This is a genomic window from Mycobacterium kansasii ATCC 12478, assembly GCF_000157895.3.
Taxonomy (GTDB): domain Bacteria; phylum Actinomycetota; class Actinomycetes; order Mycobacteriales; family Mycobacteriaceae; genus Mycobacterium; species Mycobacterium kansasii.
This window is the reverse complement of sequence record NC_022663.1, coordinates 504,770-528,883: the sequence shown is the minus strand read 5'-3', so window position 1 is coordinate 528,883 and position 24,114 is coordinate 504,770. Positions and strand designations below refer to the sequence as shown.

The window sequence follows — 24,114 nt, the reverse complement described above, 5'->3', positions numbered from 1 at the left end:
TTTGGCGATGGCTGTAGCGGCGGTGCAGGTGTCTGAGGGGCTTGAAGTGGCGTTGTGTTCGGCGCGGTGGATTGGCGGCGGCGACGGCGGCCGGGATCGCCCAGCAGCGAGCGCGGGCACAAAAAAGTTGTGCCGGTGAGCGCGCCGGTATGGATGGCGTTCCCGCCGGAAGTGCATTCGGCGCTGCTGAGCGCCGGACCCGGACCCGCGTCCTTGATTGCCGCGGCCCAGGCGTGGTCATCGTTGAGCGCCGAGTACGGCGCGGTGGCAGACGAACTGGCTCCGGTGGTAGCGGCGTTGCGGACCGAGGCGTGGCGGGGTACTGCCGCGGAATGTTGTGTCGCAGCCTACGTGCCCTATCTGGCATGGGTGATGCAGGAAAGTGCCGATTGCGCTCAGGTCGCTGCTGTCCATGAGATCACGGCGGCGGCGTACCAGGCAGCGTTGGCTGCAATGCCGACGCTGGGGGAGTTGGCTGCCAACCACGCCACGCATGCGGTGTTGCTGGCGACAAACTTCTTTGGTGTCAACGCGATACCGATCGCGTTCAATGAGGCCGACTATGCGCGCATGTGGATGCAGGCCGCCACCATCATGAATGTCTACGAGACGACTTCTTCGCCGGCGGTTGCTTCGACACCGCACACCCCACCGGCGCCAGCCATCATCAAACCTGGCGCCGGCCTCGTGAACGCCATTGAAACAACCATCACACCATTTCCCATTTGGCAGATTCTCCAAATATTGCTCGATGCCGTCGTGGGGGTGTTGCATTGCATCAGAGAATCGTTAGTGGCTACTGTTCTTGCATTGCTGTTCATTCCGTTATGTGTTCTGCTCGCGGTGATTGCGCTATTAACCGGACATGTCGCCATGGCCGAACAATTTCTTGGCTTCATAGTGAATTTGGCGATTATTCCTTTCCAATTCTTCCTTGAGGCCGGATGGATTTTCATCGTGGGTCTGGCCGATATTTGCGAATTAGTGATTGCGTGGTTTTTGGGGAATCTGGGATTTGTCGGCGGTCCGGGCTTGGTGACTCAGTTGGCGACGACGACGGCGCTGTCCGGCGGTGCCGCTCTGGGCGTCGGCGCGTTGAAGGGCACGACGGTGGCGCTGGAGCTGGCGCCGGCGTCGTTTGCCGCTATGGCTGTTGGTGCCGACGGGTCGCTTGCCACTGCTGGCAGCGCGGTTTCGCCCGCTGAGTTGGGCGGGCCCGTGGGCTTTGCCGGAACCATCACCAACGGGACCGTCCCGCAGGCCGGGGGGCTGACCACGCTGAGTGGCCACACGTGTTGTGACGGTGTGCAAGTGCCCATGTTGCCAAGCGGTTGGGCGCAGCATGTGTGCGGTGATGACTCCACCAGTTGGGTGCTCGGCTGAAAGTTGCGCTTGCCCAGGCCAACGTGCGGGCTTTCCGCCTCTGACGGTTATGTCGCCAAGGAACCCGAACCCTTGGTGGACGACGGCTGTCCACGCAGCTACTGCTTGGTGAGCGCGATCTTCATCTGCGCCTGATAGTCCTCGACATGCTCGCCGCTGACGTCGACGATCACGCGGTGGATTCGGCCGTCGAAGGCAAACGGCGGGTCGTAGTCGGGGGTTACCGAGGAGCCGGTGTTGGCGCCGACCAACATGGCTCCGCCCTGGGCCAGCCGCAGCGGCGTGGTCACCGGAAATTCGCCGCGGCCGACCGCAGCGCCGTCGACGAACAGTGTCACGTCGCCCGGAGTGCCTCTGCCGTTCTTGAGGTCCACCGGACCTGTCGGGGTGAATTCCACGCTGAGGAAGTGCCGCCCCGGCGGGACCCGTTGCTCCGAGCGAATCGTGAAGATCTCCTTGGCGACGTAGTTGTGCGCATAGCAGAGCTGACCGTCCTTGACGTACAAGGTGATTCCCCCGTCATTGCCGCCCATGGACAGTAGGACGCCCGACGATTCCTCGGTGAGCTCAACCTCGGCGTTGATCGAGTATGGCCGGTTGAGGATCTTCGGTGCGGCGGCCGCGGGAATGGCCTGGGTGCCCGGATAGAGCACGTATCGAGTGCGGTTCGCGCCGGCAATCTGCGGACGCTCGACGAAAGCGCGGGCCAGGCCGCGGCTGTCGATGGGTAACACGTTGTACCTTCCCGCTTCGCTGTACCAGAGTGTGATCATCGCGATCAGCCGCGCACGCTCCTGCCCGGCCAGGTTGGTGGTCTCGGCGGGATCCTGGGCGACGTGGTAGAGCTCCCACCCGGATTCATCGAGCTGGCTGAGCATCTCCGCGGTGATCACGTCGCCGAACTTGTGAGTGGATTCGGCGAACGACGTTCCCGGCCAAGGACATACGGCGCGCCACCCGTCGTGGTAGATCGAGCGGTGGCCCAGCATCTCGAAGTACTGGGTGAGGTGCCGGGTGGGGGCGGCGGCGTCGTCGAAGGTGTGCGCGAAGCTGACCCCTTCGATCGGCGACTGGGTGACCCCGCCGATCGATGTCGGTGGGTCAATGCGCAGCGCCTCGAGCACGGTCGGGACCATGTCGATCAGATGGGCGTATTGGGATCGCACCTCGCCCCGCGCGGCAATACCGCGCGGCCAGGTGACGATCAACGGGTCGCTCGAGCCGCCGCGGTAGGTCTCGCGCTTCCACCGCCGAAACGGGGTGTTGCCGGCGTGCGTCCAGCCCCACGGGAAGTGGTTGAACACCGTGGGGCCGCCGATCTCGTCGATGCGGGCCAGTCCCTCCTCGACGGTATCGGCGACGTTGTTGAAGAAACGGACCTCGGTGACCGAGCCGGTGGGGCCTCCCTCGGCGCTGGCCCCGTTGTCAGAGACCAGCATGATCACCGTGTTGTCGTATTCGTGCAGGTCTTTGAGGAACTGCACGAGTTCGCCGATGTAGTGGTCGGTGTGCTCGAGGAAGCCGGCGAACACCTCCATCATGCGGGCGTAGAGCCGGCGTTCGTCGGCCGGCAGCGTCTCCCAGTCCGCGACATCGGGATCGGGTGCCGACAGCTCGGCCGTTGCCGGCAAGAGCCCGAGTTCTCGCTGTCGCGTGAACACCCGCTGGCGGTAGGCTTCCCAGCCGGCGTCGAACTTGCCGGCGTAGCGGTCGGCCCACTGTTTGGGCACATGGTGGGGTGAGTGTGTCGCGCCGGGGGCGAAGTAGAGGAAGAAGGGCTTGTCCGGGGCGACCTGCTTGGCGTCGGCAATCATTGCCTTGGCTTTGTTCACCAGATCGGGCGTGAGGTGATAGCCCTGCTCCGGGGTGGCTTCGGGTTCGGTTTGGGAGTTGTCTCGTACCAGATCCGGGTAGTACTGGTGGGTGTCGCCGCCCAGGAAGCCGTAGTAGCGCTCGAACCCGCGTCCCAGCGGCCACCGGTCGTAGGGCCCGGCCGCGGTCATCGTTTCCTCCGGCGCCAGATGCCATTTGCCGACGCAGTAGGTGTTGTAGCCCTGTGCCCGCAGAATTTCAGACAGGAAACCGTTCTCGAACGGTATGTAACCGTCGGAGCCGGGGAATCCGGTCGACCCGTTGGTCAGACACGCCAGGTGGTTGGAGTGATGGTTACGGCCGTTGAGGATGCAGGACCGCGACGGCGAGCACAGGGCGGTGGTGTGCATGTTGGAATACCGCAGGCCGTCGGCGGCCAACGCGTCGATGTTCGGTGTCGAGATCGGGCTGCCGAAGCAGCCCAGGTGCCCGTATCCGGTGTCGTCGAGCACGATGAACACCACATTCGGTGCGCCCTCGGCAGGCCGCTTCAGGGCGGGCCAGGCCGGCGTCGACTCGTCGGCGGTGCGGCCGATCACACCGGGAAACGTTGTACCGGGCCGATATTCGGTGATTGCCATGACTTTGTCCTCGCTTCGGCTATCGGTGTCGAGCCGGGTTGAGTTGGTTCAACAACTCGTCGACGTCGATGCCGAAACTGCGCATCCGCGGCGGGAATTCGTGCAACGTCGCCAGGAACCGCATCACTTGCAGGGCGGCGGGGCCGTAGAGCCAAGCGTGATTCTCCTGCCATTCGTCGAATCCCCGCGCTTTGTGGAAACGTTCGAACGGGTCGAGCTTGAGGTTGGTGATCAGTGGGGTGGTCAGCTTCTGCTGGATGCCGTTAAACCACCGGTCCTGGGTCTTCAACAGCACTTTCCAGTCGCCGTAACGCAATCCGTGCAGCGATGTCTCGGTGAAGTAGTAGAACTCCATGCGCTTGGATTTGCCGCGGCCGGTGAGCAGGTCGGTCTGGTCGACCCCGTCAAGGTGTACGCGGTACTCCCGCCCACCGATGGTGGCGCCCTTCTTGAGCGAGTCCGCGAGATCCGGCTGGCCCAGCATCGACATGATGGTGGGAATCCAGTCCTCCATCGCCATGAACTCCCCGCTGGCGACGCCGGCCGGGATCACGCCGGGCCAGCGCACCAGCGCCGGCACCCGGAACGCGCCCTCGTAGCCGCCGACGCCCTTCTCCCGCGCGAAGGGATGGTTGCCGCCGTCGGGCCAGCTGTTGCAGGCGGCTCCGTTGTCGGTCGACCACATCACCAGGGTGTTGTCGGCGATGCCGAGTTCGTCGAGCAGATCGAGCAGTTCGCCCACGTGATCGTCGAGTTCCATCATCCCGTCGGCATAGACGCCGTAGCCGCTCTTGCCGTCGTACTCCGGTGCCAGGTTGGTGCGATAGTGCATCCGAGTCGAGTTGTGCCACACAAAGAACGGCGTTTCTGCAGCCGCCGCATCGCGGATGAACCGCTTTGTCTCGGTGAGGAATTCACGGTCGAGGGTGCGTTGTCGCTCACGGCCGTACGGTCCGGTGTCCTCGATACGCTGGGTCCCGTCGGGATTGGCCCAGCAGTGCAACGCACCGCGCTGACCGAAGCCGAACTTCTCCACGATCTCCGGATTGGTCGGGAAGTCGTACTGTTCGGCGTACTCGCCGGCGTTGAGGTGGTACAGGATCCCGAAGAACTCGTCGAAACCGTGCAGGGTCGGCAAGTGCTCGTCGCGATCGCCGAGGTGGTTCTTGCCGAACTGTCCGGTCGTGTAGCCCAATGGTTTGACCATCTCGGCCAGTGTCGGATCTTCCTTCTGCAGACCGATATCCGACCCCGGGAGACCGACCGTGGATAAACCCACCCGGATCGGGTACTGCCCGGTGATGAAGGCGGCGCGGCCCGCCGTGCAGGATGCCTGCGCGTAGTGGTCCATGAAGATCATGCCCTCGTTGGCGATCCGGTCGATGTTGGGCGTCGAGCCGCCCATCATCCCGCGGTGGTAGGCGGAGATGTTCCACATCCCGACGTCGTCGCCCCAGATCACCAGAATGTTGGGACGTGCGGCTGCGTCTGCCGTTTCGGCTGCCATGTTGAACCTCTCCAGCGATGCCAAGTCCGTGGGTGTTCCGGATTTGGTTGATTTCGCAGGTCAGTGGATGTCGGTGGGTCTGGATGGGCAGCGTACTGGTCCGGGGTGCGGCGGCCCAGGGGCACGCCGGGTTATCTAGCCCGGGCCGCCGTGTCCGCCTCAAACTGCTGCAGCGCTTGCGAAATCCAATCGCGGCCACGACCGCCGGATCCAACCGATCATCGACGCGATAGTGATCGCGTTGCACCATTGCGCCGGCATCAGCGTTCACCTGTGACACAGTCGGGGTGCCATTCAGTCGGTGGTACGGCGGTTGTCGATCTGCCCGACGAGCGCTGCGAAGGCGTCGTGCACGGCGGCTGGTTGTTCGATCCAGGGAAAATGGCCGGCGCCGGCGATGACGCGCCAGGTTGTGTTTGGCGTGTGGAATCGCTTGTCGTGCCACAATGTTTGGGTCACGATGCGGTCTGCCGAGCCGCTCACGATGAGTGTGGGCAGCGTGCTTGGCCACCAGGCTGATCGGTAACCGCGATCGAAATTGGCCTCCGACCATTGCGCAGCCCGAGCGTTATAGGGCAATCGCGCAAGGATCTCCGTCCCGCGGGCAACGGTGTGGGCGGCGAAGTTCCACGGCGCAGATTCCACAGCAACGCGGCGAAGGTGGTCGTCGGTGGGATCGGACAGGTAACGGGTGGTGGCGTATTCGACGCCGGGTAACCGATTGTTCCGTGTCATGTGCTCGAACACCGGTATCCACGATGCGTCAGGGGCGGTGCTGACGAGCGCCAGCCCTGCCAAACATCCATCCAATGCCGGAACGGACAGCAGGTATTCGCCCCCGGTGGAGTGCCCCACGAAAACAGGATGTGCAACGGCGTGGGCGGCTTCAAGCAGAACTTGCGGCCATAGGTCGTAGGGATCGGCGGGTGCTCCCGGAGCGTTGACGTTGGAGCCATCGCCAGGCAGGTCGACCATCCACGAGCAGCCGGGTACATCGACGGTGTCGACCAGTTCATGCAGGCTCTCCGAACCGATTCCCGGTCCACCGGGAAGAAACAGCCAGTTCAAATCCCCCGCGCGACTGGCCCGTCGGCGCAACCGCAGCCCGGACGTTGTCCACTGAATATCTCGGCGCACTATCGGACCCTGCTCCGCGGTAACGACAGTCGTCAAACGAAATCCTGCGGTCAGGCCAGAACGTGAAGATAGTGCCAAGACCATTGCTGCTAGGACAACGCCGGCGCGGCAGGCCCTCGACCACCGCAGAACAAGAGCCAACGAAACCGCCGTGACGTCGCTCGCCGGCGCATGAAACAATCGCTGGCCGTGAAGACCTTCGAGGATCTGTTCGCCGAACTCGGCGATCGTGCCCGCACCCGGCCCGCCGGCAGCGCTACCGTAGCTGCGCTGGACGCCGGGGTGCATTGGCTGGGCAAGAAGATCCTGGAGGAGGCCGGCGAGGTGTGGCTGGCCGCCGAGCACGAAGCCAACGACGCCCTGGCCGAGGAGATCAGCCAATTGCTGTACTGGACGCAGGTGCTGATGATCTCCCGCGGACTGTCGCTCGACGACGTCTACCGGAAGCTGTGAGCATGTTGCGCGTGGCCGTTCCCAACAAGGGTGCGTTGAGCGAACCGGCCACCGAAATCCTGGCCGAGGCCGGCTACCGGCGCCGCACCGACCCCAAAGACCTGACCGTCATCGACCCGGCCAACAACGTCGAGTTCTTCTTCCTGCGGCCCAAAGACATAGCCATCTACGTGGGTTCGGGGCAACTCGACTTCGGGATCACCGGGCGCGACCTGGTCTGCGATTCCGACGCCCCGGTACGGGAACGTTTGGCTCTGGGCTTCGGGTCGTCGAGCTTCCGGTACGCCGGTCCCGCCGGGCGGGATTGGACGACGGCCGACCTGGCCGGAAAGCGGATCGCCACCGCCTATCCGAACCTCGTCCGAAAAGACTTGGCCGCCAAGGGCATCGAGGCAACCGTGATCCGGCTCGACGGCGCTGTGGAGATTTCGGTGCAACTCGGCGTGGCCGACGCCATCGCCGACGTGGTGGGCTCCGGTCGCACCCTGAGCCTGCACAACCTGGTGGCATTCGGCGAGCCGCTGTGTGATTCGGAGGCGGTGCTCATCGAAGGCGCCGACCGCGACGGCGCGGAGCACAGCGAGGCGCGCGACCAGTTGGTCGCCCGGGTACAAGGTGTGGTGTTCGGCCAGCAGTATCTGATGTTGGACTACGACTGTCCGCGCGCAGTGCTGCACCAGGCCACCACAATCACGCCCGGATTGGAGTCGCCGACGATCGCCCCGCTGGCCGACCCGGAATGGGTCGCAGTCCGTGCGCTGGTCCCGCGCCGCGGCGTCAACGGCGTCATGGACCAGCTTGCCGCCATCGGGGCCAAAGCGATTCTGGCGTCGGATATCAGGTTCTGCCGATTCTGACCGCGGTAATGCCCGGGCGGGCGGCCGCTGTGTTAGCGTCCGCGGTGGGCTGATTGCCGGTGGTCATCCATGGGCCGTCTCCGTATCGTCGCCAGGCTGTTCTTCTGTCCCCGGAAGGGATCGCTGTGACGCACGTACTTGTCCTCGTCCTAGCTTTGTTGATCGGCGTGGTCGCCGGGTTGCGATCGGTGACCGCTCCCGCGGCAGTCTCCTGGGCCGGCTACCTCGGCTGGTTCCCAACGTTGCAGCACACCTGGGCATCCTGGGTGGGCAACATCGTGACGGTGGTGACCCTGAGCGCCCTTGCGGTCGCCGAACTGGTCAACGACAAGCTTCCCAAGACGCCGCCGCGCACCGCCGCGCCGGTGTTCGCGGTCCGGATCATCTTGGGCGGGTTCGCCGGCGCGGTGATCGGCACCGCCTGGGGCTACAAGTTCGGCGGGCTCGGTGCCGGGGTTGTCGGAGCGGTATTGGGCACCTTGGGCGGCTATCACGCGCGTCGCCGGCTGGTGGCCGCCAGCGGCGGCCGCGACCTGCCGATCGCACTGCTCGAGGATTCCGTCGCCGTGTTAGGCGGATTCGCCGTCGTCGCATCGGCGGCTGCACTATGACACAGCGGTTCGACTCGATCATCGTCGGCGCCGGCCAGGCCGGGCCTTCGCTGGCGAGCCGCCTGACCGGCGCTGGTCAGCGGGTCGCCGTTGTGGAGCGCAAGCTGATCGGCGGTACCTGCGTCAACAACGGCTGCATTCCGACCAAGACGCTGGTGGCCAGCGCCCACGCGGCCCATGTGGCCCGCCGCGCTGCCGAATACGGCGTCGGCACCGGATCGGTCAGCGTGGACATGGCGAAAGTGAAGGCCCGCAAAGACGGCGTCATGCTCAATGATCGCAAGGCCGTCGAGGACTGGCTGGAAGGCATGGATGGCTGCACCGTGGTGCGCGGCCACGCCCGATTCGAGGATCCACACACGCTGCGAGTCGGCGATCAGCTGCTGCAAGCCGACCAGATCTTCCTCAACGTCGGGGGCCGCGCCGTCGCGCCCAACATTCCCGGGCTTTCCGACGTCGATTACCTCACCAACGTCTCCATCCTCGAACTCGACACGCTGCCGCAGCATCTCGTGATCGTCGGCGGCAGCTACATCGCGCTGGAGTTCGCCCAGATGTATCGCCGCTTCGGAGCCCAGGTCACCGTCGTGGAGCGCGGCCCACGGCTGGCGTCCCGCGAGGACGAGGATGTCTCGGCGAGTATCAGGGAGATCCTCGAAGCCGAAGGGATCGATGTCGTCGTCAATGCCGACGATGTGCGACTTGCCAAGCGGGACAATGGTTTCGGGGGCTTCGAGCTGACTCCCAGCGTCGGTGCGCCCGCCATTGCGGGCAGCCATCTGCTGCTGGCGGTGGGACGCCGACCCAACACCGACGACTTGGGTCTGGAGGCGGCCGGTGTGCAGACCGACGCCCGCGGCTACGTCGTGGTCGATGACCAGCTCAAGACCACCGTCGACCACATCTGGGCGCTGGGCGACTGTAACGGCAAGGGCGCCTTCACCCATACGTCGTTCAACGACTACGAGATCGTCGCCGCCAACTTGCTCGACGGGGATCCGCGTCGGGTGAGCGACCGCATTCTCACCTACGCCCTCTATATCGACCCGCCGCTGGGGCGCGCCGGGATGACCGTCGCTCAGGTTCGTGCGTCAGGTCGCAAGGCGCTGGTCGGCAAGCGACCGATGACCAAAGTCGGCAGAGCCGTGGAAAAGGGTGAGACGCAAGGGTTTATGAAGATCGTGGTCGACGCGGACACTCACGAGATCCTCGGTGCGGCCATCCTCGGCGTCGGGGGAGACGAGGTCATCCACGCCATTTTGGATGTCATGTCGGCAAGAGCGCCCTACACCACGCTGTCGCGCACCATGCACATCCACCCCACGGTCAGCGAGCTCGTTCCCACGATGCTGCAGGAGATGGAGCCACTGGACTAGGACGGCGCTGATCTGGTAACCCGAATTGTAGGACGTAGCTGCGGCTTTCCATCAGCCACATCAGGGATGCTCGGGTGTGAGCTGTTGGTTGTGTCCGTCTTTCAGCGACTTTGACGCCAGCGCGGCAGGCCACGACGTGTTGTCGACACGTGGCGGGCAAATTGCGCATCGGGCAGCCAGCGGCCTATGTGACAGATGTGATTGCCGGGCCCAGGACTCGGCTGAGCGCGGTGACTGAATCAGCACCATCGGACTAGTGGCGATCGCAAGCCCGGCCTAGCCGGGCGCGGCGGGTCGCCACCATCGGACTAGTGGCGATCGCAAGCCCGGCGTAGCCGGGCGCGGCGGGTCGCCACGATCGAACTAGCTGCGCGCCCGGCGTTGGACGAGGAGTGTCTGGGCCGAGGTGCCGATGAAACCGGCCTTGTCGTAGACCTCCGCGGTGGTGACTCCCACGCCGTCCGGCCCGACCGATGCCCGAGCCCGCAGCGCGAAATCGTCGCCGGTCGGAAGCCGATGCAGGTGCACCACGGTGTCGGTGTTCATGAACACGAACTGATTCGGATCCAGGACCGCACCGACACCGTTGGCGCAGTCCACGACGACCGCAAGCCGTTGCAGCGCCGTGGTGGGGTCGGTGTCGACGATGTGTGCGATCGGGGTGAACCAGGACACGGCGCCCGAATGGCCGGCGGACTGTTGTGGGCGCCAGCTAATCGCATCGAAGTAGCCGCCGGCGTCGGCGAAGACGGCCGGAAGGGGCTCGGCGGGTCCTTCCACCACCGCCGGGTACCGCGCTGATTCGACGTCTGCGGTGTCACCGACCGCCAACAGCCATGCCGTCACCCGGGCCACCGCCCGCGCGGGTCCGCCCTCGCGATCGGCGTGCAGTTCGGCGACCATCAAGCAGACCCGCGACCCCGGGCGTTCCACCCAGGCCCTGGCTCGCACCGGGGCCACCGGGATCGCCCCGAGGATGTCGAGGTTGAGCCTGCCGATCCGCAGGCTCGAGCCCGCCGACAGCTCTTCGATAAGCTTGGTCAGCAGGGCTAACGGCGGTGAGCCATGCTGGATTTCGGGATTCCAGTTGCTTCGCGTGTAATCGGTGGAGTCAAAGACCTGATAGTCACCGTCGTCGCCGAGCCGACGGTAGAAGCAACCGTTCATGCCGCCGGTTCGGTCGGGCGCACAACGGTGTCGGCGCCGGCGTAATTGGGCCACCCGGGGTATGGCGGCGGCGTCCCGCCGAAGGCCGGGCAATGCGCCTGGTGCGGGCACCAATCGCACAGCCGCGACGGATTCGGACGGAAATCTCCTGACCTGCCCGCGGATTGGATCGCACGCCAGATCGCCATCAACGTCTTCTCGAAACGCAGCAGTTCGTCACGGTCCGGCGAGTAATCCAGCACCTGGCTGTCGGCCAGGTAGATGAGTCGCAACCGGGTGGGCAGCACGCCACGCGACCGAAACAGCGCCACCCCGTAGAACTTCATTTGGAACAAGGCTTTGAACTCGGCCAGCGCCCGCGCGGCCGGCGGCGCCTTACCCGTCTTGTAGTCGACCACCCGCAACTCGCCGGTCGCGGCGACGTCGATCCGGTCGATGTAGCCGCGCAACAGCGTGCCGTCGGCCAGCTCCACCTCCACACGGTGCTCGCAGCACTGCGGGTCGAACCGCGTCGGGTCTTCCAGCCGGTAATACCCCGACAGCAAGGCGCGCGCCTCGTCGAGCAGTGCTTGTGGCTGCAGTTCATCGGCCAGCGCGGGCTCACCGGCGATCACCTGCTCCCAGGCGGCCTCCACGAGCGACCGCGCGGTCTCCGGGCCGCGCTGCACCGCGGGCAGGGCATAGAGCTGCTCGAGTGCGGCGTGCACCACCGATCCGCGCAACTGCGGCGCCGACGGTGCCTCGGGCAACCGGTCGATCGCCCGGAACCGGTACAGCAGCGGGCACTGCTTGAAATCGGTCGCCCGCGACGGTGACAGCGCCGGCCGGATGCGCAGGTCCGCTTCGGGTATCAGCTGGTCGGCCATGCTCGCAGCCTAGGGCCGGACACCGACAACCCCGAAGACCTGCTCCGGTGAGCCGGCTGGCACGCTAGACGGCGTGTCAGCAACCGGTCCCTTCGCCGCTGGCGAACGCGTGCAGCTGACCGACGCGAAGGGCCGCCACTACACGATGGTGCTCACCCCGGGCAACGAGTTCCACACCCACCGAGGTTCGATCGCCCACGATGCGGTGATCGGGCTCCAGCAGGGCAGCGTGGTCAAATCCAGTAACGGTGCGCCGTTTCTGGTGCTGCGCCCGTTGCTGGTCGACTACGTGATGTCAATGCCGCGTGGGCCACAGGTGATCTACCCGAAAGATGCCGCTCAGATCGTGCATGAGGGCGACATCTTTCCGGGCGCCCGGGTGCTTGAAGCCGGAGCCGGGTCCGGCGCGCTGACCCTGTCGCTGTTGCGGGCGGTCGGGCCCGAGGGCCGGGTGATCTCCTACGAGCAGCGCGCCGACCATGCCGAGCATGCCTGTCGCAACGTGACGAACTTCTATGGTGCGGCTCCGCAGAACTGGCGGCTGATCGTGGGCGACGTCGCCGACTCCGACCTGCCCGACGGCTCGGTCGACCGGGCCGTGCTGGACATGCTGGCTCCCTGGGAAGTTCTGGACTCGGTGTCGCGGCTGGTGTCGGCGGGCGGGGTGCTGGTGATCTACGTCGCCACCGTCACCCAACTTTCGACGGTCGTGGAGGCGCTGCGGGCCCAACAACGTTGGACCGAGCCACGATCGTGGGAGACGTTGCAGCGCGGCTGGAATGTCGTCGGGCTGGCCGTGCGGCCGCAGCATGCGATGCGCGGCCACACCGCATTCCTGGTGACCGCACGCCGGCTGGCGCCCGGAGCCGTCGCTCCCGCGCCGCTTGGTCGCAAGCGCCCCGGGCGTGACGGTTAGTCTTGCTAATCGTCACTGCGGTGCAGGCCTCGGCGCACCGACAGCAACTCGAACTCGGGGTGTGCGGCGACCAGCCGTTCGGCCGCGTCGAGGACGTCGACGGCGTGACTGCGGTCGCCTGAAACCGTGGCCACTCCGATGCCGGCGCGACGGTAGCGATCTCGCGAGCCGGTCTCGGCGGCCGACACGCTGAACTTGCGCTGCAGTTCGGCGACAACGGGACGAACCACCGACCGCTTTTGTTTCAGCGACCGCACGTCGCCCAGCAGCACGTCGAATTCGAGCCAGCCGATCCACATCTGCGCGCTCAGCCGGACGGCGTCGGAGACGGCGGGTCGGGTTGGGGCGCCGGGACCGGGCTGGGTTCCGGCGCCGGCGCGGGGCCGGGAGTCGGCGACGAGACTCGAGAACTGCTGAGGGCCAACAGCATCTCCGCGGTTCGCCGCGATAGCTGCCAACCACCCTGGCCGGGTTTGAATTCCATCGGGAAGGTGAATTCGTGATCGTCGGGTTTGGCTGTGGTGACGACGATGGTGGCCGTCACGTCGGCCGGGTCCACCTCCGACCACGCGATGTTGCTCGCCGCGAAACTCAGTGGCAGGTAGCCGCCGTCTCGGGCAGCGGTGGTGAACCGGTCCAGGGCGGCGGCCGTCTCCGGGTTTGCGTCCTCGACGAGGCTTGTCTTGTCGGCTCCGGCGACCGCCGGGTCGGCCAGCCGGGACAACACCTCGACCAAGGCGTCGGGGGAAGGCAGGGACGCGGCCGGCCTCGGCGTCACCGGGGTTGACGTGGCGGGGGGTACCGACGGGATATTAGACGTCGCGGACTCGTGCCTCGAACATCCCGAGAGCTCCGCCGCCACGATGGCGACGACGCTCATGGCGATGCAGGCTCTGCAGAGGTGGCGATGCATCCAGCGGCACGCCCGGCTATCGGCGGTACACGGCGGGTCGCGGCGAGGAGACCGGCACTGCAACCGATGTCACAGTGTCGGCTCCGGCACCGATGCGGGCGCCGGCCGCACTGGCTGTGGCGAGGGATTTCACGGTCGCGGCGCTCCTTTCGATCGGGCCGAGTGGAAGCCGAGATTACCAGCGCGAAACAACTTGTTATTTCCGGCGGCATTTGGTTCCGCACATGAACTCGCGATGGCCGGTAGCGTTGAGGTATCCGCCGCACCGCTCCCGGTGCGGGAAAGGAGGGCAACATGGCTGAATCAGAGCGTTCTGAAGCATTCGGAACACCCCGCGATATGCCCCTGCCCAGCACCGATGCTGCCGAACTGGAACAGCTGCGGCGTGAAGCCGCGCTCCTGCGCGAGCAACTGGAGAACGCGCTCGCACACCAGAGCCCGTCGCGACCCGCCCGCGATGTGCATCAGCTCGAAGCTCGTATCGACTCCCTTGCCGCGCGCAATTCGAAATTAATGGAAACTCTTAAAGAAGCCCGTCAGCAATTGCTGGCGCTGCGTGAGGAGGTCGACCGGCTGGGGCAGCCGCCCAGCGGTTACGGCGTGCTGCTGGCCACCCACGACGACGACACCGTCGACGTCTTCACATCGGGCCGCAAGATGCGCCTGACATGCTCTCCGAACATCGACGCCAAGTCCCTCAAGAAGGGCCAAACGGTCCGGCTCAACGAGGCGTTGACCGTCGTCGAGGCCGGCAGGTTCGAATCGGTAGGCGAGATCTCCACGTTGCGTGAGATCCTCGCCGACGGTCACCGGGCTCTGGTGGTCGGCCACGCCGACGAGGAACGCATCGTGTGGCTGGCCGAACCGTTGGTCGCCGAGGACCTGCCCGACGGCATTCCCTCTAACGACGGGGCCCTCAACGACGACACCCGGCCGCGCAAGCTCCGCCCCGGCGACTCGCTGCTGGTCGATACCAAAGCCGGGTATGCCTTCGAGCGCATCCCCAAGGCCGAGGTCGAGGACCTGGTGCTGGAAGAGGTCCCGGACGTCAGTTACGAGGACATCGGTGGCCTGACTCGCCAGATCGAGCAGATCCGCGATGCGGTGGAACTGCCCTTCTTGCACAAGGAGTTGTACCGCGAGTACGCGCTGCGCCCGCCCAAGGGTGTGTTGCTGTATGGCCCGCCCGGCTGCGGTAAGACCCTGATCGCCAAGGCGGTGGCCAACTCGCTGGCCAAGAAGATGGCCGAGGTTCGCGGCGACGACGCCCGCGAGGCCAAGTCGTACTTCCTCAACATCAAGGGCCCCGAGCTGCTGAACAAGTTCGTCGGCGAGACCGAACGCCACATCCGGCTGATCTTCCAGCGGGCCCGGGAGAAGGCCTCCGAAGGCACGCCGGTGATTGTGTTCTTCGATGAGATGGACTCGATCTTCCGCACCCGCGGTACCGGCGTTTCCTCTGATGTCGAGACGACGGTGGTTCCGCAGCTGCTCAGCGAGATCGACGGGGTGGAGGGTCTGGAGAACGTCATCGTGATCGGCGCCTCCAACCGCGAGGACATGATCGACCCGGCTATCCTGCGGCCCGGACGCCTGGACGTGAAGATCAAGATCGAGCGTCCGGATGCCGAAGCGGCGCAAGACATCTTCTCGAAGTACCTGACCGAGGCGCTGCCGCTGCACGCCGAAGACCTCGCCGAGTTCGGCGACGACCGCACCGTCTGCATCAAGGCGATGATCGAGAAAGTCGTCGAGCGGATGTACGCCGAGATCGACGACAACCGGTTCCTGGAGGTCACCTACGCCAACGGTGACAAGGAAGTCATGTACTTCAAGGACTTCAACTCCGGAGCGATGATCCAAAACGTCGTCGACCGGGCCAAGAAGAACGCGATCAAGTCGGTGCTCGAGACGGGCCAACCGGGGCTGCGGATCCAGCATCTGCTCGATTCGATCGTCGACGAGTTCGCCGAGAACGAGGACCTGCCCAACACCACCAACCCCGATGACTGGGCGCGGATTTCGGGCAAGAAGGGCGAGCGGATCGTCTACATCCGCACCCTGGTCACCGGCAAGTCGTCGAGCGCCAGCCGGGCTATCGACACCGAGTCGAACCTGGGCCAGTACCTGTAGGGGTTCAGGCCATCACCAGCGAATAGCTGTTGGCGAGGTCGTCCTGCAGGACACGGGCGGCGCGGGCGGTGGTATCGATGCGCAGCTCGTCGGTGAGCCTGTTCGGCTGATAGCTCCACCCGCTGGGCAGGTTCAGCCGGTCCGCCAATTTGGGCAGGTCGGCTCGGGACAGGTTGGGGTCGACCACCTGACTCCAGGTCTGCATGACCCAGCGCTGCCCTTCGGGGTCGCGCAGTTCGTAGATCTCTTCGCCGGCGTTGAAGATGAAGACGGTATTGCGGCTGACCTGGTTGACGGTGTACGGCGCTGGGTTCATCGACGACAACAAGACCGTGGCCTGTTGGAGCATCTCGATCCCGCCGAAGCTCTTGATCACCGGCGGACCCTGGGGAGCCTTTTCGATGGCGTTCATCAGCCAGTAGCGCGGACCGTTGAGCAACGCGGCCGCGGCACCGTGTTCGGTGGCGATCGCCTTCGGGTCCAGTGCCGACCACAGCTCGGCGGGGCAGTCGTTGAGCGGGAAGCTGTTGTAGACGGTCGCCTGCGGACCTGCCTCGCCGGGGGTTACCAGAAGTACTTCGCCATAACGCTTCCCGGACAAGTCGCCTGGTGGCTCCAAAACGACTGCTCCGTCTTCGATGGTGGACATCAGGCGAAATTAATCACTGTGGTCAGCGGCGTCAACACGGGGGGAGTAGCCGGTGATGCTGGCGTGGTATCTGTTGCGGGCGATCAGGGTGGCATGCAGGTCGTCGATCAGCGGGTCGACGAACGTGGTGCGGTATTCGGCGTCGTCGACCGCGCGAGCACTGATGTACATGAAGGTCAGCGCGCCTAGGAACAGGCACATATGGATCAGCGAATCCGGCACCGGAAACGTCAGGCCCAACACGGTCGAGCTGCTGGGCGCGCCGCGGGTCCATTCGTCGAGCAGCGCCGAACTCAGCACGATCAGCCCGAGCATCACATAGATCACCGCGGTCAGCAGCGCCACCACCATGATCTGCACCAGCTGCGAGACGGCCAGCACGAAGACCATGTTGACACGTTCGGCCCTGGTCAGCGGGGGGCTTCCCGGGGAATCGGGCAGCATCGCAAACGGTGTGTGTGCCAGCCGTTCACAGTCTCTGGGCAGCGCCGCGGCTGACTGCAGCATGGGCCGGACCCGCTCCCTGGTGGCGGAGACAACGAATGCGGCGGCGATGCTGAGCAGAAACGCAATCGCGAGCCCCAGTCGCTCGGCCCCGATCGTCGCGGCCATGAGCCAGACGTTGCCGTTGAAGAACACCAACGTGGTCAGCAGGACGACCGGCAGCGCCCGCACAGCCAAGGCCCCGATCGTCGCAACCTGCGAGACGGTAATGCGCACCGCCCAGCCGACCACTGACCCGACACCACTGGCGGTCAGAAGCAACACCAGTGCCGTGAAGATGACTGCGCCCGGCAGATGGGACGGGTCGGTTTCGACGACGATCACGATGCCCACCATGCTGACCGCTACGGTGGCTGCGATCGCCCGCTTGCGCCCGTCCGACATCCGCGACACCAGCCAGCCGATCCCCACAATCAGAACAGGGGCCAGCGCGACGATCGTCAGAACAACCCAATCCCGCGGGGTGGGGTTCTCGCCGATGTTGACATCTTCGCCGTTGGTGATCAGGAACAAGGGGAAGGTCCAGCAGTGAAACGCCGCATATGCGGCCAGCGCCGGCGCCGACCTGGACCACAGCCGCCGCCATCGGGACCGCTTGGTCAGCACAGACGGCAAGCCATGCTGCAAGAACCAGCTTTCGGCCGCGGCAGTTGCCGGCGCCAGGCCTGCCGGCATGCGGCGCGGGGAGAGCTTCATGCCGGCTCACCCTAGTCCTCAAATAAGCGAGCCGGACCCGTCACGCCGGGCGTGGTGGCGATGAGCATCGACCGAACGCCTAATTGAGCTGGCTGCGGATCAGTCTCTCGGTCTCGTTGCCGTCGATGACGCCGTCGCGCCGCTTGTGCATGTAGTCGAAGACCGTCGATTCGGCGACCTCGACGGTCTGGCCCGCGTGCAGGCCCAGGCTGCTGGCCGGCTCGTTGACGAGGAACCCGGTGATCGCGTCATCGGTCCAGCTCGCGACCTCCACCCACATCCACTCCCGGATACCACCCGCACCTTCGAACGGGGCTTTCAGTTGCAGGAATTCACCTGGTGCCAGCCCGTCGTTGAACAGGGCGCGTAGCGCCGGCAGCTTGCTTCTGGCCTGTTCGCTGGCGGCGTTGAGTGCATCGTCATGCATTGTCGGAACGACCGGTGACCCGGAGCCGAATGCTGCGGCCAACACCGCGTGGCGCCGAGTGTGAACATCCTCGCCAGTCCCGCGATCAAAAGTGAGTTCGAGGATCCGGTTGTCGGGATCACCGGCTTCGGGCGTCCCCACTTTCAGGGTGAGCGGCGCCGTCCCGGTGCCAGCGGAACCGATGCGGCGGACGTCGAGATCGAACTCTCCACGACGTTCGACGACCGGTCCGTCGGTGATCGCCTGACAGAACGCACTGACCAGATCCCCGACCTGTTGGCTGACCGACCGGGGCAGCTGGTTCACCACGACGTCGGGCAGCCCGAATTTCGCCATGCCAAGCGTGACCAGCCGCACATGGCCGTCGGGCTGGTAGGCGTGAATGACCGTGTGGTCGCTGATATCCGGCGTCGGACCGTTCCATTGGTCGATGCGCATTTCGATCCATGCGGCCGGGGTGAAGACTTCCCGCGTCTCGTTGTCCCAAATAAGGCCGCCGGTGCCGGAGGCCAGTTCACCGGTTAACCGCAGCGCCGTACGCAGGCGGCTCAGGGCTTGGCCCTTCGGATAGACGAAGTTGAGGACCAGCGCGGCTTCGGTGGCTTGCAGCGCCGCCGTCTGCTGCAGGCTTACTCCACGACCGAACAGTTGGACAATATCGGGGCTCGGGGGCGGACAGTCGTGCTGCGGATCGGCGGTGATCCAGGCGTTCACCGTGGGCTCTGTTTCGTCTCCGCTGAGACAATCGGCGTGGTGGAATTCCCTGAATTCCCTGGCCAGCAGCGCATCCAAGGTGGCGAACGGGTCCGCCGACGGCTTCGGTAGGTAGTAGATCGCGAACGCATAGCTGATCTGTTCGGCTTGAAGCGGTCCCGCGGGAATCAAGTCAGCGCCGGACTGCGCGTGCTGAAATGGGTCGGGATTCACAGCCGGTCCCCGCACGTCGTCCGGCGACGGCAGCTCAGCACTGCGGGAATCAACAAAGGCCACAGCCCTTTTGGCGTCAACGCGGATACTCCGAAGTCTGGGGTGCAAATGGTCGGGGCGAGTCGGGGCGACCGTACCAACAGGCAACTGAATGCGCCAGTCGATCAATGCAAGCGCTCGCGATCGACATGCCGCAGGGGGCTGGCTAGCAGAAGGTCGCTAGCCCGATTGCCCGCCTCCTCAACGGCCCGCTACGCGGGCCGCTCGGAAGTTGTGGGTCGGCGGGCCTAGCCCGATTGCCCGCCTCCTCAACGGCCCGCTACGCGGGCCGCTCGGAAGTTGTGGGTCGGCGGGCCTAGCCCGATTGCCCGCCTCCTCAACGGCCCGCTACGCGGGCCGCTCGGAAGTTGTGGGTCGGCGGGCCTAGCCCGATTGCCCGCCTCCTCAACGGCCCGCTACGCGGGCCGCTCGGAAGTTGTGGGTCGGCGGGCCTAGCCCGATTGCCCGCCTCCTCAACGGCCCGCTACGCGGGCCGCTCGGAAGTTGTGGGTCGGCGGGCCTAGCCCGATTGCCCGCCTCCTCAACGGCCCGCTACGCGGGCCGCTCGGAAGTTGTGGGTCGGCGGGCCTAGCCCGATTGCCCGCCTCCTCAACGGCCCGCTACGCGGGCCGCATCGTCGGCGGGCCTAGGCTCTAAAGCATGCAACGGATTATCGGCACGGAGGTCGAGTACGGCATCTCATCGCCGTCGGACCCGACCGCCAACCCGATTCTCACCTCGACGCAGGCGGTGCTGGCCTATGCCGCTGCCGCGGGTATTCAGCGCGCCAAACGCACCCGCTGGGACTACGAGGTGGAATCGCCGCTGCGGGACGCCCGGGGCTTCGACTTGAGCCGCTCGGCCGGGCCACCGCCCGTGGTCGACGCGGACGAGGTGGGGGCGGCCAACATGATTTTGACGAACGGCGCGCGCCTCTACGTCGACCACGCGCACCCCGAATACTCCGCACCCGAGTGCACCGACCCGCTCGACGCGGTGATCTGGGACAAGGCCGGTGAACGGGTGATGGAGGCGGCCGCGCGGCACGTCGCCAGCGTCCCCGGCGCCGCGAAACTGCAGCTCTACAAGAACAACGTCGACGGCAAAGGCGCGTCCTACGGGGCGCACGAGAACTATCTGATGTCTCGCCAGACGCCGTTCTCGGCGATTATCGCCGGGCTCACCCCGTTTCTGGTGTCGCGACAAGTGGTGACCGGCTCCGGCCGCGTCGGCATCGGGCCTTCCGGCGACGAGCCGGGATTCCAGCTGTCGCAGCGCGCCGACTACATCGAGGTCGAGGTCGGACTGGAGACGACGCTGAAACGCGGCATCATCAACACCCGCGACGAACCGCACGCCGACGCCGACCGGTACCGCCGGCTGCACGTCATCATCGGCGATGCCAACCTTGCCGAAACATCGACCTACCTCAAGCTGGGCGCTACGGCGCTGGTGCTCGACCTCATCGAAGAAGGGGTTGACCTGGCTGATTTGGCGCTGGCCCGGCCGGTACATGCGGTCCATGCAATCAGCCGTGATCCCACCCTGCGGGCCACAGTGGCCCTGGTAGACGGCCGCGAAATGACCGGTCTAGCGCTGCAACGGGCGTATCTGGACCGGGTGGCCAAGCTGGTCGACAGCCGCGACCCCGACCCGCGGGCGTCCGACATCGTGGAAACCTGGACGCACGTGCTCGACCTGCTCGAGCGCGACCCGATGGAATGCGCAGAGCTGCTGGACTGGCCGGCCAAGCTGCGGCTGCTCGACGGATTCCGGCACCGGGAGAATCTGAGCTGGTCGGCGCCCCGATTGCATCTGGTTGACCTGCAGTATTCCGATGTCCGCCTGGACAAGGGCCTGTACAACCGGTTGGTAGCCCGCGGTTCCATGAAACGGCTGGTCAGCGAACACCAGGTGCTCGAGGCGGTGGACAACCCGCCCACCGACACCCGGGCGTACTTCCGCGGCGAATGTCTGCGCAGGTTCGGCGCCGATATCGCCGCCGCCAGCTGGGACTCGGTCATTTTCGATTTGGGCGGTGACTCGCTGGTGCGGATACCCACGCTCGAGCCGCTGCGGGGCAGCAAAGCCCACGTCGGCGCGCTGCTGGAGTCCGTGGACAGCGCCGCCGAACTGGTGGAACAACTCACCAGCTGAGATCCGTTGGTACGGCAGGGAGCGTAAACCCGGAAACGTCGGCGCTGACCGGTACTGTTAGGGAAAGACCAGCGGGCGTGCGGTACGGCGCCCGCGGCCTGTAAGCAGGCCATGACGAGAGCAGGAGGCGGCGATGGCTCAGGAGCAGACCAAACGCGGCGGTGGCGGCGGAGACGACGACGACTTCGCCGGCAGCACTGCCGCGGGCCAGGAGCGTCGCGAAAAGCTCGCCGAGGAAACCGACGATCTGCTCGATGAGATTGACGACGTGCTCGAGGAGAACGCCGAAGACTTCGTCCGCGCGTACGTCCAAAAGGGCGGACAGTGACCTGGCCGTTGCCTGATCGCTTGTCCCCTAAATCGGCACTTTCCGGATCCGCTGTAGACCTCTCATCGTTTGCTGACTTCCTGCGTCGCCAGGCGCCGGAGTTGTTGCCGGCCGGCGTGGGCGGCGGCGCGCAGCCAAGCGACCAGTTGCCGCACGGCACCACCATCGTCGCCTTGAAATACCCCGGCGGCGTCGTCATCGCCGGAGACCGGCGCTCCACCCAGGGCAACATGATCGCCGGGCGCGACGTGAAAAAGGTGTACATCACCGATGACTACACCGCCACCGGTATCGCCGGCACCGCGGCGGTCGCCGTCGAATTCGCCCGCCTGTACGCCGTCGAACTCGAGCACTACGAGAAGTTGGAAGGGGTGCCGCTGACGTTCGCCGGCAAGGTCAACCGGCTCGCGATCATGGTGCGCGGCAACCTGGCGGCGGCCATGCAGGGGCTTATTGCGCTGCCGTTGCTGGCGGGCTACGACATTCATGCCGCCGACCCGCAGACCGCGGGGCGCATCGTCTCGTTCGACGCCGCTGGCGGCTGGAACATCGAAGAAGAGGGTTACCAGTCGGTGGGCTCGGGATCGCTCTTCGCCAAGTCGTCGATGAAGAAGCTGTATTCGCAAGTCACTGACGGCGATTCGGCGTTACGGGTGGCTGTGGAGGCGCTCTACGACGCAGCCGACGACGACTCGGCCACCGGCGGCCCGGACCTGGTCCGCGGAATTTATCCCACGGCAGTCGCCATCGACGCCGACGGGGCGGTCGACATCCCGGAGAGCCGTATCGCCGAGCTGGCTCGCGACGTCATCGGAAGCCGTTCGCGCGCTGACACTTTCGGGCCAGACGGCGGTGAAAAGTGAGCTTTCCGTATTTCATCTCGCCCGAGCAGGCGATGCGCGAGCGCAGCGAGCTCGCGCGCAAGGGCATCGCGCGCGGCAAAAGCGTGGTGGCGCTGGCCTACTCGGGCGGCGTGCTGTTCGTCGCGGAGAACCCGTCGCGGTCACTGCAGAAAATCAGCGAACTCTACGACCGGGTGGGCTTTGCCGCCGCCGGCAAGTTCAACGAATTCGACAATCTGCGCCGCGGCGGCATCCAGTTCGCCGACACCCGCGGCTACGCCTATGACCGTCGCGACGTCACCGGACGCCAGCTCGCCAATGTTTACGCCCAGACACTGGGCACCATCTTCACCGAGCAGGCCAAACCCTATGAAGTCGAGCTGTGTGTGGCCGAGGTCGCCCATTACGGCGAGACCAAGCCACCCGAGCTCTACCGGATCACCTACGACGGGTCGATCGCCGACGAGCCGCATTTCGTGGTGATGGGTGGCACCACCGAGCCGATCGCCACCGCGCTCAAGGAGTCCTACGCCGAGAACGCCGATCTGCCCGACGCGCTGCGGATTGCGGTGGAGGCGCTGCGGGCGAGCAGCGCCGACACTTCGGGAAACGGTCAGCCCGCCCTCGGGGTGGCCAACTTGGAAGTCGCCATTCTCGACGCCAATCGGCCACGGCGGGCGTTTCGTCGCATCACCGGGGCTCAGCTGGAAACACTGCTGCAGAAGGCGACTTCCGGGGAAGCCGCAGACTCCGAAGAGTCCGAGGAGCCCAAGGACTCCGACAAGCCCGAAGACTCGAAAGCCGACGGCGAATCGTCAGAGTAGGACCGCGCGCGCAGGTGGACACTGCCGCGGCTTTGCGGTAAGGGGCCGTCCGGTAACCGTTCTGGCTCTGCTGCCGCGGCGGCGTCGATGTCTTCCTGGATAACCCTGTCGGGATAGATGATTCCAAGCGCCGGTTGACAGAACATCGTGGTGGCCAAGGCGACGACCACCATGATGGTGAACATGTCGGTGTCGAAAATGCCGACCTCGTTGCCGACCGTCAGGACCACGAGCTCGGTCAGTCCGCAGGTGTTTATGAGCACGGCGATTGCGGCGCTGTGCCGGACCGTCATTCGCTGCAGGCGGGCACCGGCGAAGGTGCCGCCAAGTTTTCCGACGCCGGCCGCGGTGAGCACCAACAGCAGTTGCGACGTCAGGTCGACTCGTGTGAAGTTGCGCAGCTCTACGTTGAAACCCGCGATGACAAAGAAGACAGGCAACAGCACCAGCGAATTGGTGGTGCCAAGTCGGTCGAGGATCGCTCTTCTGAAATGTCGTGCACCCTGTCTGGGCATGCTCGCTCCGAAAAGGAACGCACCGAAGATCTCGTGTATAGCAATTCTCGCCGTCATGAACGCCGACAGGAGGGGTCCGAGCTCGGCCAACATCCTGAGGTAGGACGTCAGCTCGCTGGGAAAGAGGCGAATATCCGGGCGACCCGGTAACAGGCCGAGCAGGCTGGGTCCCAGCGCAATCCCCGCCACCACTTCGCCGATCAGCGCCGGCTGCCCGAGCCTCTGTGCGACCTTTCCGAACAGCCGGGCAGCCACGACGATGACCGCGATTTCGAGGACATCGAGAAGCACAAGCGTGAGCGTGCGATCTATCGCACCCACCTGCTCGTGTGGCCCCGGGCCGGGGTGGAAACAGCCGCCCGCCATCTTCGTCGCAAGCCCGACGACAATGTCTCACGGCGAGAGCTTCGACCACTCCAATCCGTGTCATCGAG

At 65.5% G+C, this 24,114-nt stretch carries 21 protein-coding genes and 1 pseudogene; 11 read left to right on the top strand and 11 right to left on the bottom strand.

Annotation, left to right across the window (positions count from 1 at the left end; translation table 11 throughout):
• Positions 1-153 precede the first annotated feature (153 nt).
• Positions 154-1,383 (top strand): PPE family protein, encoded by a 1,230-nt coding sequence (locus tag MKAN_RS02265; RefSeq protein WP_225722986.1) that lies wholly within the window; start codon positions 154-156, stop codon positions 1,381-1,383.
• 98 nt (positions 1,384-1,481) lie between these two features.
• Here the strand turns inward: MKAN_RS02265 and MKAN_RS02260 are convergent, their stop codons facing one another.
• The 3 genes from MKAN_RS02260 to MKAN_RS02250 form a co-directional block, all read right to left on the bottom strand.
• Positions 1,482-3,836, bottom strand: coding sequence for a sulfatase-like hydrolase/transferase (locus tag MKAN_RS02260; RefSeq protein WP_023364704.1), 2,355 nt, complete (start codon positions 3,834-3,836; stop codon positions 1,482-1,484).
• Between the two features lie 19 nt (positions 3,837-3,855).
• Positions 3,856-5,343, bottom strand: a complete 1,488-nt coding sequence (locus MKAN_RS02255) for an arylsulfatase (RefSeq protein WP_036393185.1) — start codon at positions 5,341-5,343, stop codon at positions 3,856-3,858.
• Between the two features lie 294 nt (positions 5,344-5,637).
• Complete coding sequence (locus tag MKAN_RS02250) at positions 5,638-6,516, bottom strand: alpha/beta fold hydrolase (protein WP_225722834.1); 879 nt, start codon at positions 6,514-6,516, stop codon at positions 5,638-5,640.
• 135 nt (positions 6,517-6,651) lie between these two features.
• Between MKAN_RS02250 and MKAN_RS02245 the strand changes: the two genes are divergently transcribed.
• The 4 genes from MKAN_RS02245 to MKAN_RS02230 all read left to right on the top strand — a co-directional run bounded on the left by MKAN_RS02245 (position 6,652) and on the right by MKAN_RS02230 (position 9,777).
• Positions 6,652-6,933: a phosphoribosyl-ATP diphosphatase gene (locus MKAN_RS02245; RefSeq protein WP_023364701.1), complete on the top strand. Its 282-nt coding sequence runs from the start codon at positions 6,652-6,654 to the stop codon at positions 6,931-6,933.
• A 2-nt stretch (positions 6,934-6,935) separates the two neighbouring features.
• Complete coding sequence (gene hisG / locus MKAN_RS02240) at positions 6,936-7,790, top strand: ATP phosphoribosyltransferase (RefSeq protein WP_036393190.1); 855 nt, start codon at positions 6,936-6,938, stop codon at positions 7,788-7,790.
• A gap of 125 nt (positions 7,791-7,915) precedes the next feature.
• On the top strand, positions 7,916-8,401 hold the full coding sequence (locus tag MKAN_RS02235; protein ID WP_036395983.1) for a membrane protein: 486 nt from the start codon (positions 7,916-7,918) through the stop codon (positions 8,399-8,401).
• Positions 8,398-9,777 carry an FAD-containing oxidoreductase gene (locus MKAN_RS02230; RefSeq protein ID WP_023364698.1) on the top strand — a complete coding sequence of 460 codons (1,380 nt, stop codon included), beginning with the start codon at positions 8,398-8,400 and terminating at the stop codon, positions 9,775-9,777. Before MKAN_RS02235 ends, MKAN_RS02230 begins: the two co-directional genes overlap by 4 nt.
• A gap of 363 nt (positions 9,778-10,140) precedes the next feature.
• On the opposite strand, the gene MKAN_RS02225 is transcribed toward MKAN_RS02230, so the two are convergent.
• Both MKAN_RS02225 and MKAN_RS02220 read right to left on the bottom strand, forming a co-directional pair.
• Positions 10,141-10,944, bottom strand: coding sequence for a thioesterase family protein (locus MKAN_RS02225; protein ID WP_023364697.1), 804 nt, complete (start codon positions 10,942-10,944; stop codon positions 10,141-10,143).
• Positions 10,941-11,810, bottom strand: a complete 870-nt coding sequence (locus MKAN_RS02220) for a RecB family exonuclease (RefSeq protein ID WP_023364696.1) — start codon at positions 11,808-11,810, stop codon at positions 10,941-10,943. Before MKAN_RS02220 ends, MKAN_RS02225 begins: the two co-directional genes overlap by 4 nt.
• Positions 11,811-11,883: 73 nt before the next feature.
• Between MKAN_RS02220 and trmI the strand changes: the two genes are divergently transcribed.
• On the top strand, positions 11,884-12,726 hold the full coding sequence (trmI, locus tag MKAN_RS02215) for a tRNA (adenine(58)-N(1))-methyltransferase TrmI (protein ID WP_023364695.1): 843 nt from the start codon (positions 11,884-11,886) through the stop codon (positions 12,724-12,726).
• A 5-nt stretch (positions 12,727-12,731) separates the two neighbouring features.
• Here the strand turns inward: trmI and MKAN_RS02210 are convergent, their stop codons facing one another.
• Together MKAN_RS02210 and lppK are read right to left on the bottom strand one after the other, a co-directional pair.
• Complete coding sequence (locus MKAN_RS02210) at positions 12,732-13,025, bottom strand: DUF503 domain-containing protein (protein ID WP_023364694.1); 294 nt, start codon at positions 13,023-13,025, stop codon at positions 12,732-12,734.
• 8 nt (positions 13,026-13,033) lie between these two features.
• A complete protein-coding gene (lppK, locus tag MKAN_RS02205; RefSeq protein ID WP_036395981.1) occupies positions 13,034-13,639 on the bottom strand; it encodes a lipoprotein LppK in 606 nt (201 codons plus the stop codon).
• Positions 13,640-13,933: 294 nt separating this feature from the next.
• Between lppK and arc the strand changes: the two genes are divergently transcribed.
• Positions 13,934-15,772: a proteasome ATPase gene (arc, locus tag MKAN_RS02200; protein ID WP_036395977.1), complete on the top strand. Its 1,839-nt coding sequence runs from the start codon at positions 13,934-13,936 to the stop codon at positions 15,770-15,772.
• A gap of 4 nt (positions 15,773-15,776) precedes the next feature.
• Here arc and MKAN_RS02195 read toward each other — a convergent pair whose 3' ends face one another.
• The 3 genes from MKAN_RS02195 to MKAN_RS02185 form a co-directional block, all read right to left on the bottom strand.
• Positions 15,777-16,421: a hypothetical protein gene (locus MKAN_RS02195; protein WP_023364691.1), complete on the bottom strand. Its 645-nt coding sequence runs from the start codon at positions 16,419-16,421 to the stop codon at positions 15,777-15,779.
• A 9-nt stretch (positions 16,422-16,430) separates the two neighbouring features.
• Positions 16,431-17,621, bottom strand: a complete 1,191-nt coding sequence (locus MKAN_RS02190; RefSeq protein ID WP_023364690.1) for a hypothetical protein — start codon at positions 17,619-17,621, stop codon at positions 16,431-16,433.
• A gap of 79 nt (positions 17,622-17,700) precedes the next feature.
• On the bottom strand, positions 17,701-18,975 hold the full coding sequence (locus tag MKAN_RS02185; protein WP_036396029.1) for a DUF2314 domain-containing protein: 1,275 nt from the start codon (positions 18,973-18,975) through the stop codon (positions 17,701-17,703).
• Positions 18,976-19,674: 699 nt separating this feature from the next.
• Between MKAN_RS02185 and dop the strand changes: the two genes are divergently transcribed.
• The 4 genes from dop to prcA all read left to right on the top strand — a co-directional run bounded on the left by dop (position 19,675) and on the right by prcA (position 23,165).
• Positions 19,675-21,171: a pup deamidase/depupylase gene (gene dop / locus MKAN_RS02180; protein WP_023364688.1), complete on the top strand. Its 1,497-nt coding sequence runs from the start codon at positions 19,675-19,677 to the stop codon at positions 21,169-21,171.
• 133 nt (positions 21,172-21,304) lie between these two features.
• The gene (locus MKAN_RS02175; RefSeq protein WP_023364687.1) at positions 21,305-21,499 is read left to right on the top strand and encodes a ubiquitin-like protein Pup; all 195 of its coding nucleotides are present in this window, start codon (positions 21,305-21,307) and stop codon (positions 21,497-21,499) included.
• Positions 21,496-22,362: a proteasome subunit beta gene (gene prcB, locus MKAN_RS02170; protein WP_036395975.1), complete on the top strand. Its 867-nt coding sequence runs from the start codon at positions 21,496-21,498 to the stop codon at positions 22,360-22,362. Before MKAN_RS02175 ends, prcB begins: the two co-directional genes overlap by 4 nt.
• Positions 22,359-23,165 carry a proteasome subunit alpha gene (gene prcA, locus MKAN_RS02165; RefSeq protein WP_023364685.1) on the top strand — a complete coding sequence of 269 codons (807 nt, stop codon included), beginning with the start codon at positions 22,359-22,361 and terminating at the stop codon, positions 23,163-23,165. Before prcB ends, prcA begins: the two co-directional genes overlap by 4 nt.
• A 203-nt stretch (positions 23,166-23,368) precedes the next feature.
• Here prcA and MKAN_RS31625 read toward each other — a convergent pair.
• Positions 23,369-23,737 (bottom strand): annotated as a pseudogene (locus MKAN_RS31625) (cation:proton antiporter domain-containing protein); the annotation flags it as partial.
• Between the last annotated feature and the right edge of the window lie 377 nt (positions 23,738-24,114).

Bases quoted from the DNA above. Each gene is read 5' to 3' on its own strand.
- MKAN_RS02190 (WP_023364690.1), bottom strand. From the start codon at position 17,621: ATGAAGCTCTCCCCGCGCCGCATGCCGGCAGGCCTGGCGCCGGCAACT.
- MKAN_RS02210 (WP_023364694.1), bottom strand. From the start codon at position 13,025: ATGTGGATCGGCTGGCTCGAATTCGACGTGCTGCTGGGCGACGTGCGG.
- dop (WP_023364688.1), top strand. From the start codon at position 19,675: ATGCAACGGATTATCGGCACGGAGGTCGAGTACGGCATCTCATCGCCG.
- MKAN_RS02225 (WP_023364697.1), bottom strand. From the start codon at position 10,944: ATGAACGGTTGCTTCTACCGTCGGCTCGGCGACGACGGTGACTATCAG.
- hisG (WP_036393190.1), top strand. From the start codon at position 6,936: ATGTTGCGCGTGGCCGTTCCCAACAAGGGTGCGTTGAGCGAACCGGCC.
- MKAN_RS02230 (WP_023364698.1), top strand. From the start codon at position 8,398: ATGACACAGCGGTTCGACTCGATCATCGTCGGCGCCGGCCAGGCCGGG.
- MKAN_RS02245 (WP_023364701.1), top strand. From the start codon at position 6,652: ATGAAACAATCGCTGGCCGTGAAGACCTTCGAGGATCTGTTCGCCGAA.
- MKAN_RS02175 (WP_023364687.1), top strand. From the start codon at position 21,305: ATGGCTCAGGAGCAGACCAAACGCGGCGGTGGCGGCGGAGACGACGAC.
- MKAN_RS02260 (WP_023364704.1), bottom strand. From the start codon at position 3,836: ATGGCAATCACCGAATATCGGCCCGGTACAACGTTTCCCGGTGTGATC.
- MKAN_RS02255 (WP_036393185.1), bottom strand. From the start codon at position 5,343: ATGGCAGCCGAAACGGCAGACGCAGCCGCACGTCCCAACATTCTGGTG.
- arc (WP_036395977.1), top strand. From the start codon at position 13,934: ATGGCTGAATCAGAGCGTTCTGAAGCATTCGGAACACCCCGCGATATG.
- MKAN_RS02265 (WP_225722986.1), top strand. From the start codon at position 154: ATGGCGTTCCCGCCGGAAGTGCATTCGGCGCTGCTGAGCGCCGGACCC.
- lppK (WP_036395981.1), bottom strand. From the start codon at position 13,639: ATGCATCGCCACCTCTGCAGAGCCTGCATCGCCATGAGCGTCGTCGCC.
- MKAN_RS02195 (WP_023364691.1), bottom strand. From the start codon at position 16,421: ATGTCCACCATCGAAGACGGAGCAGTCGTTTTGGAGCCACCAGGCGAC.
- MKAN_RS02220 (WP_023364696.1), bottom strand. From the start codon at position 11,810: ATGGCCGACCAGCTGATACCCGAAGCGGACCTGCGCATCCGGCCGGCG.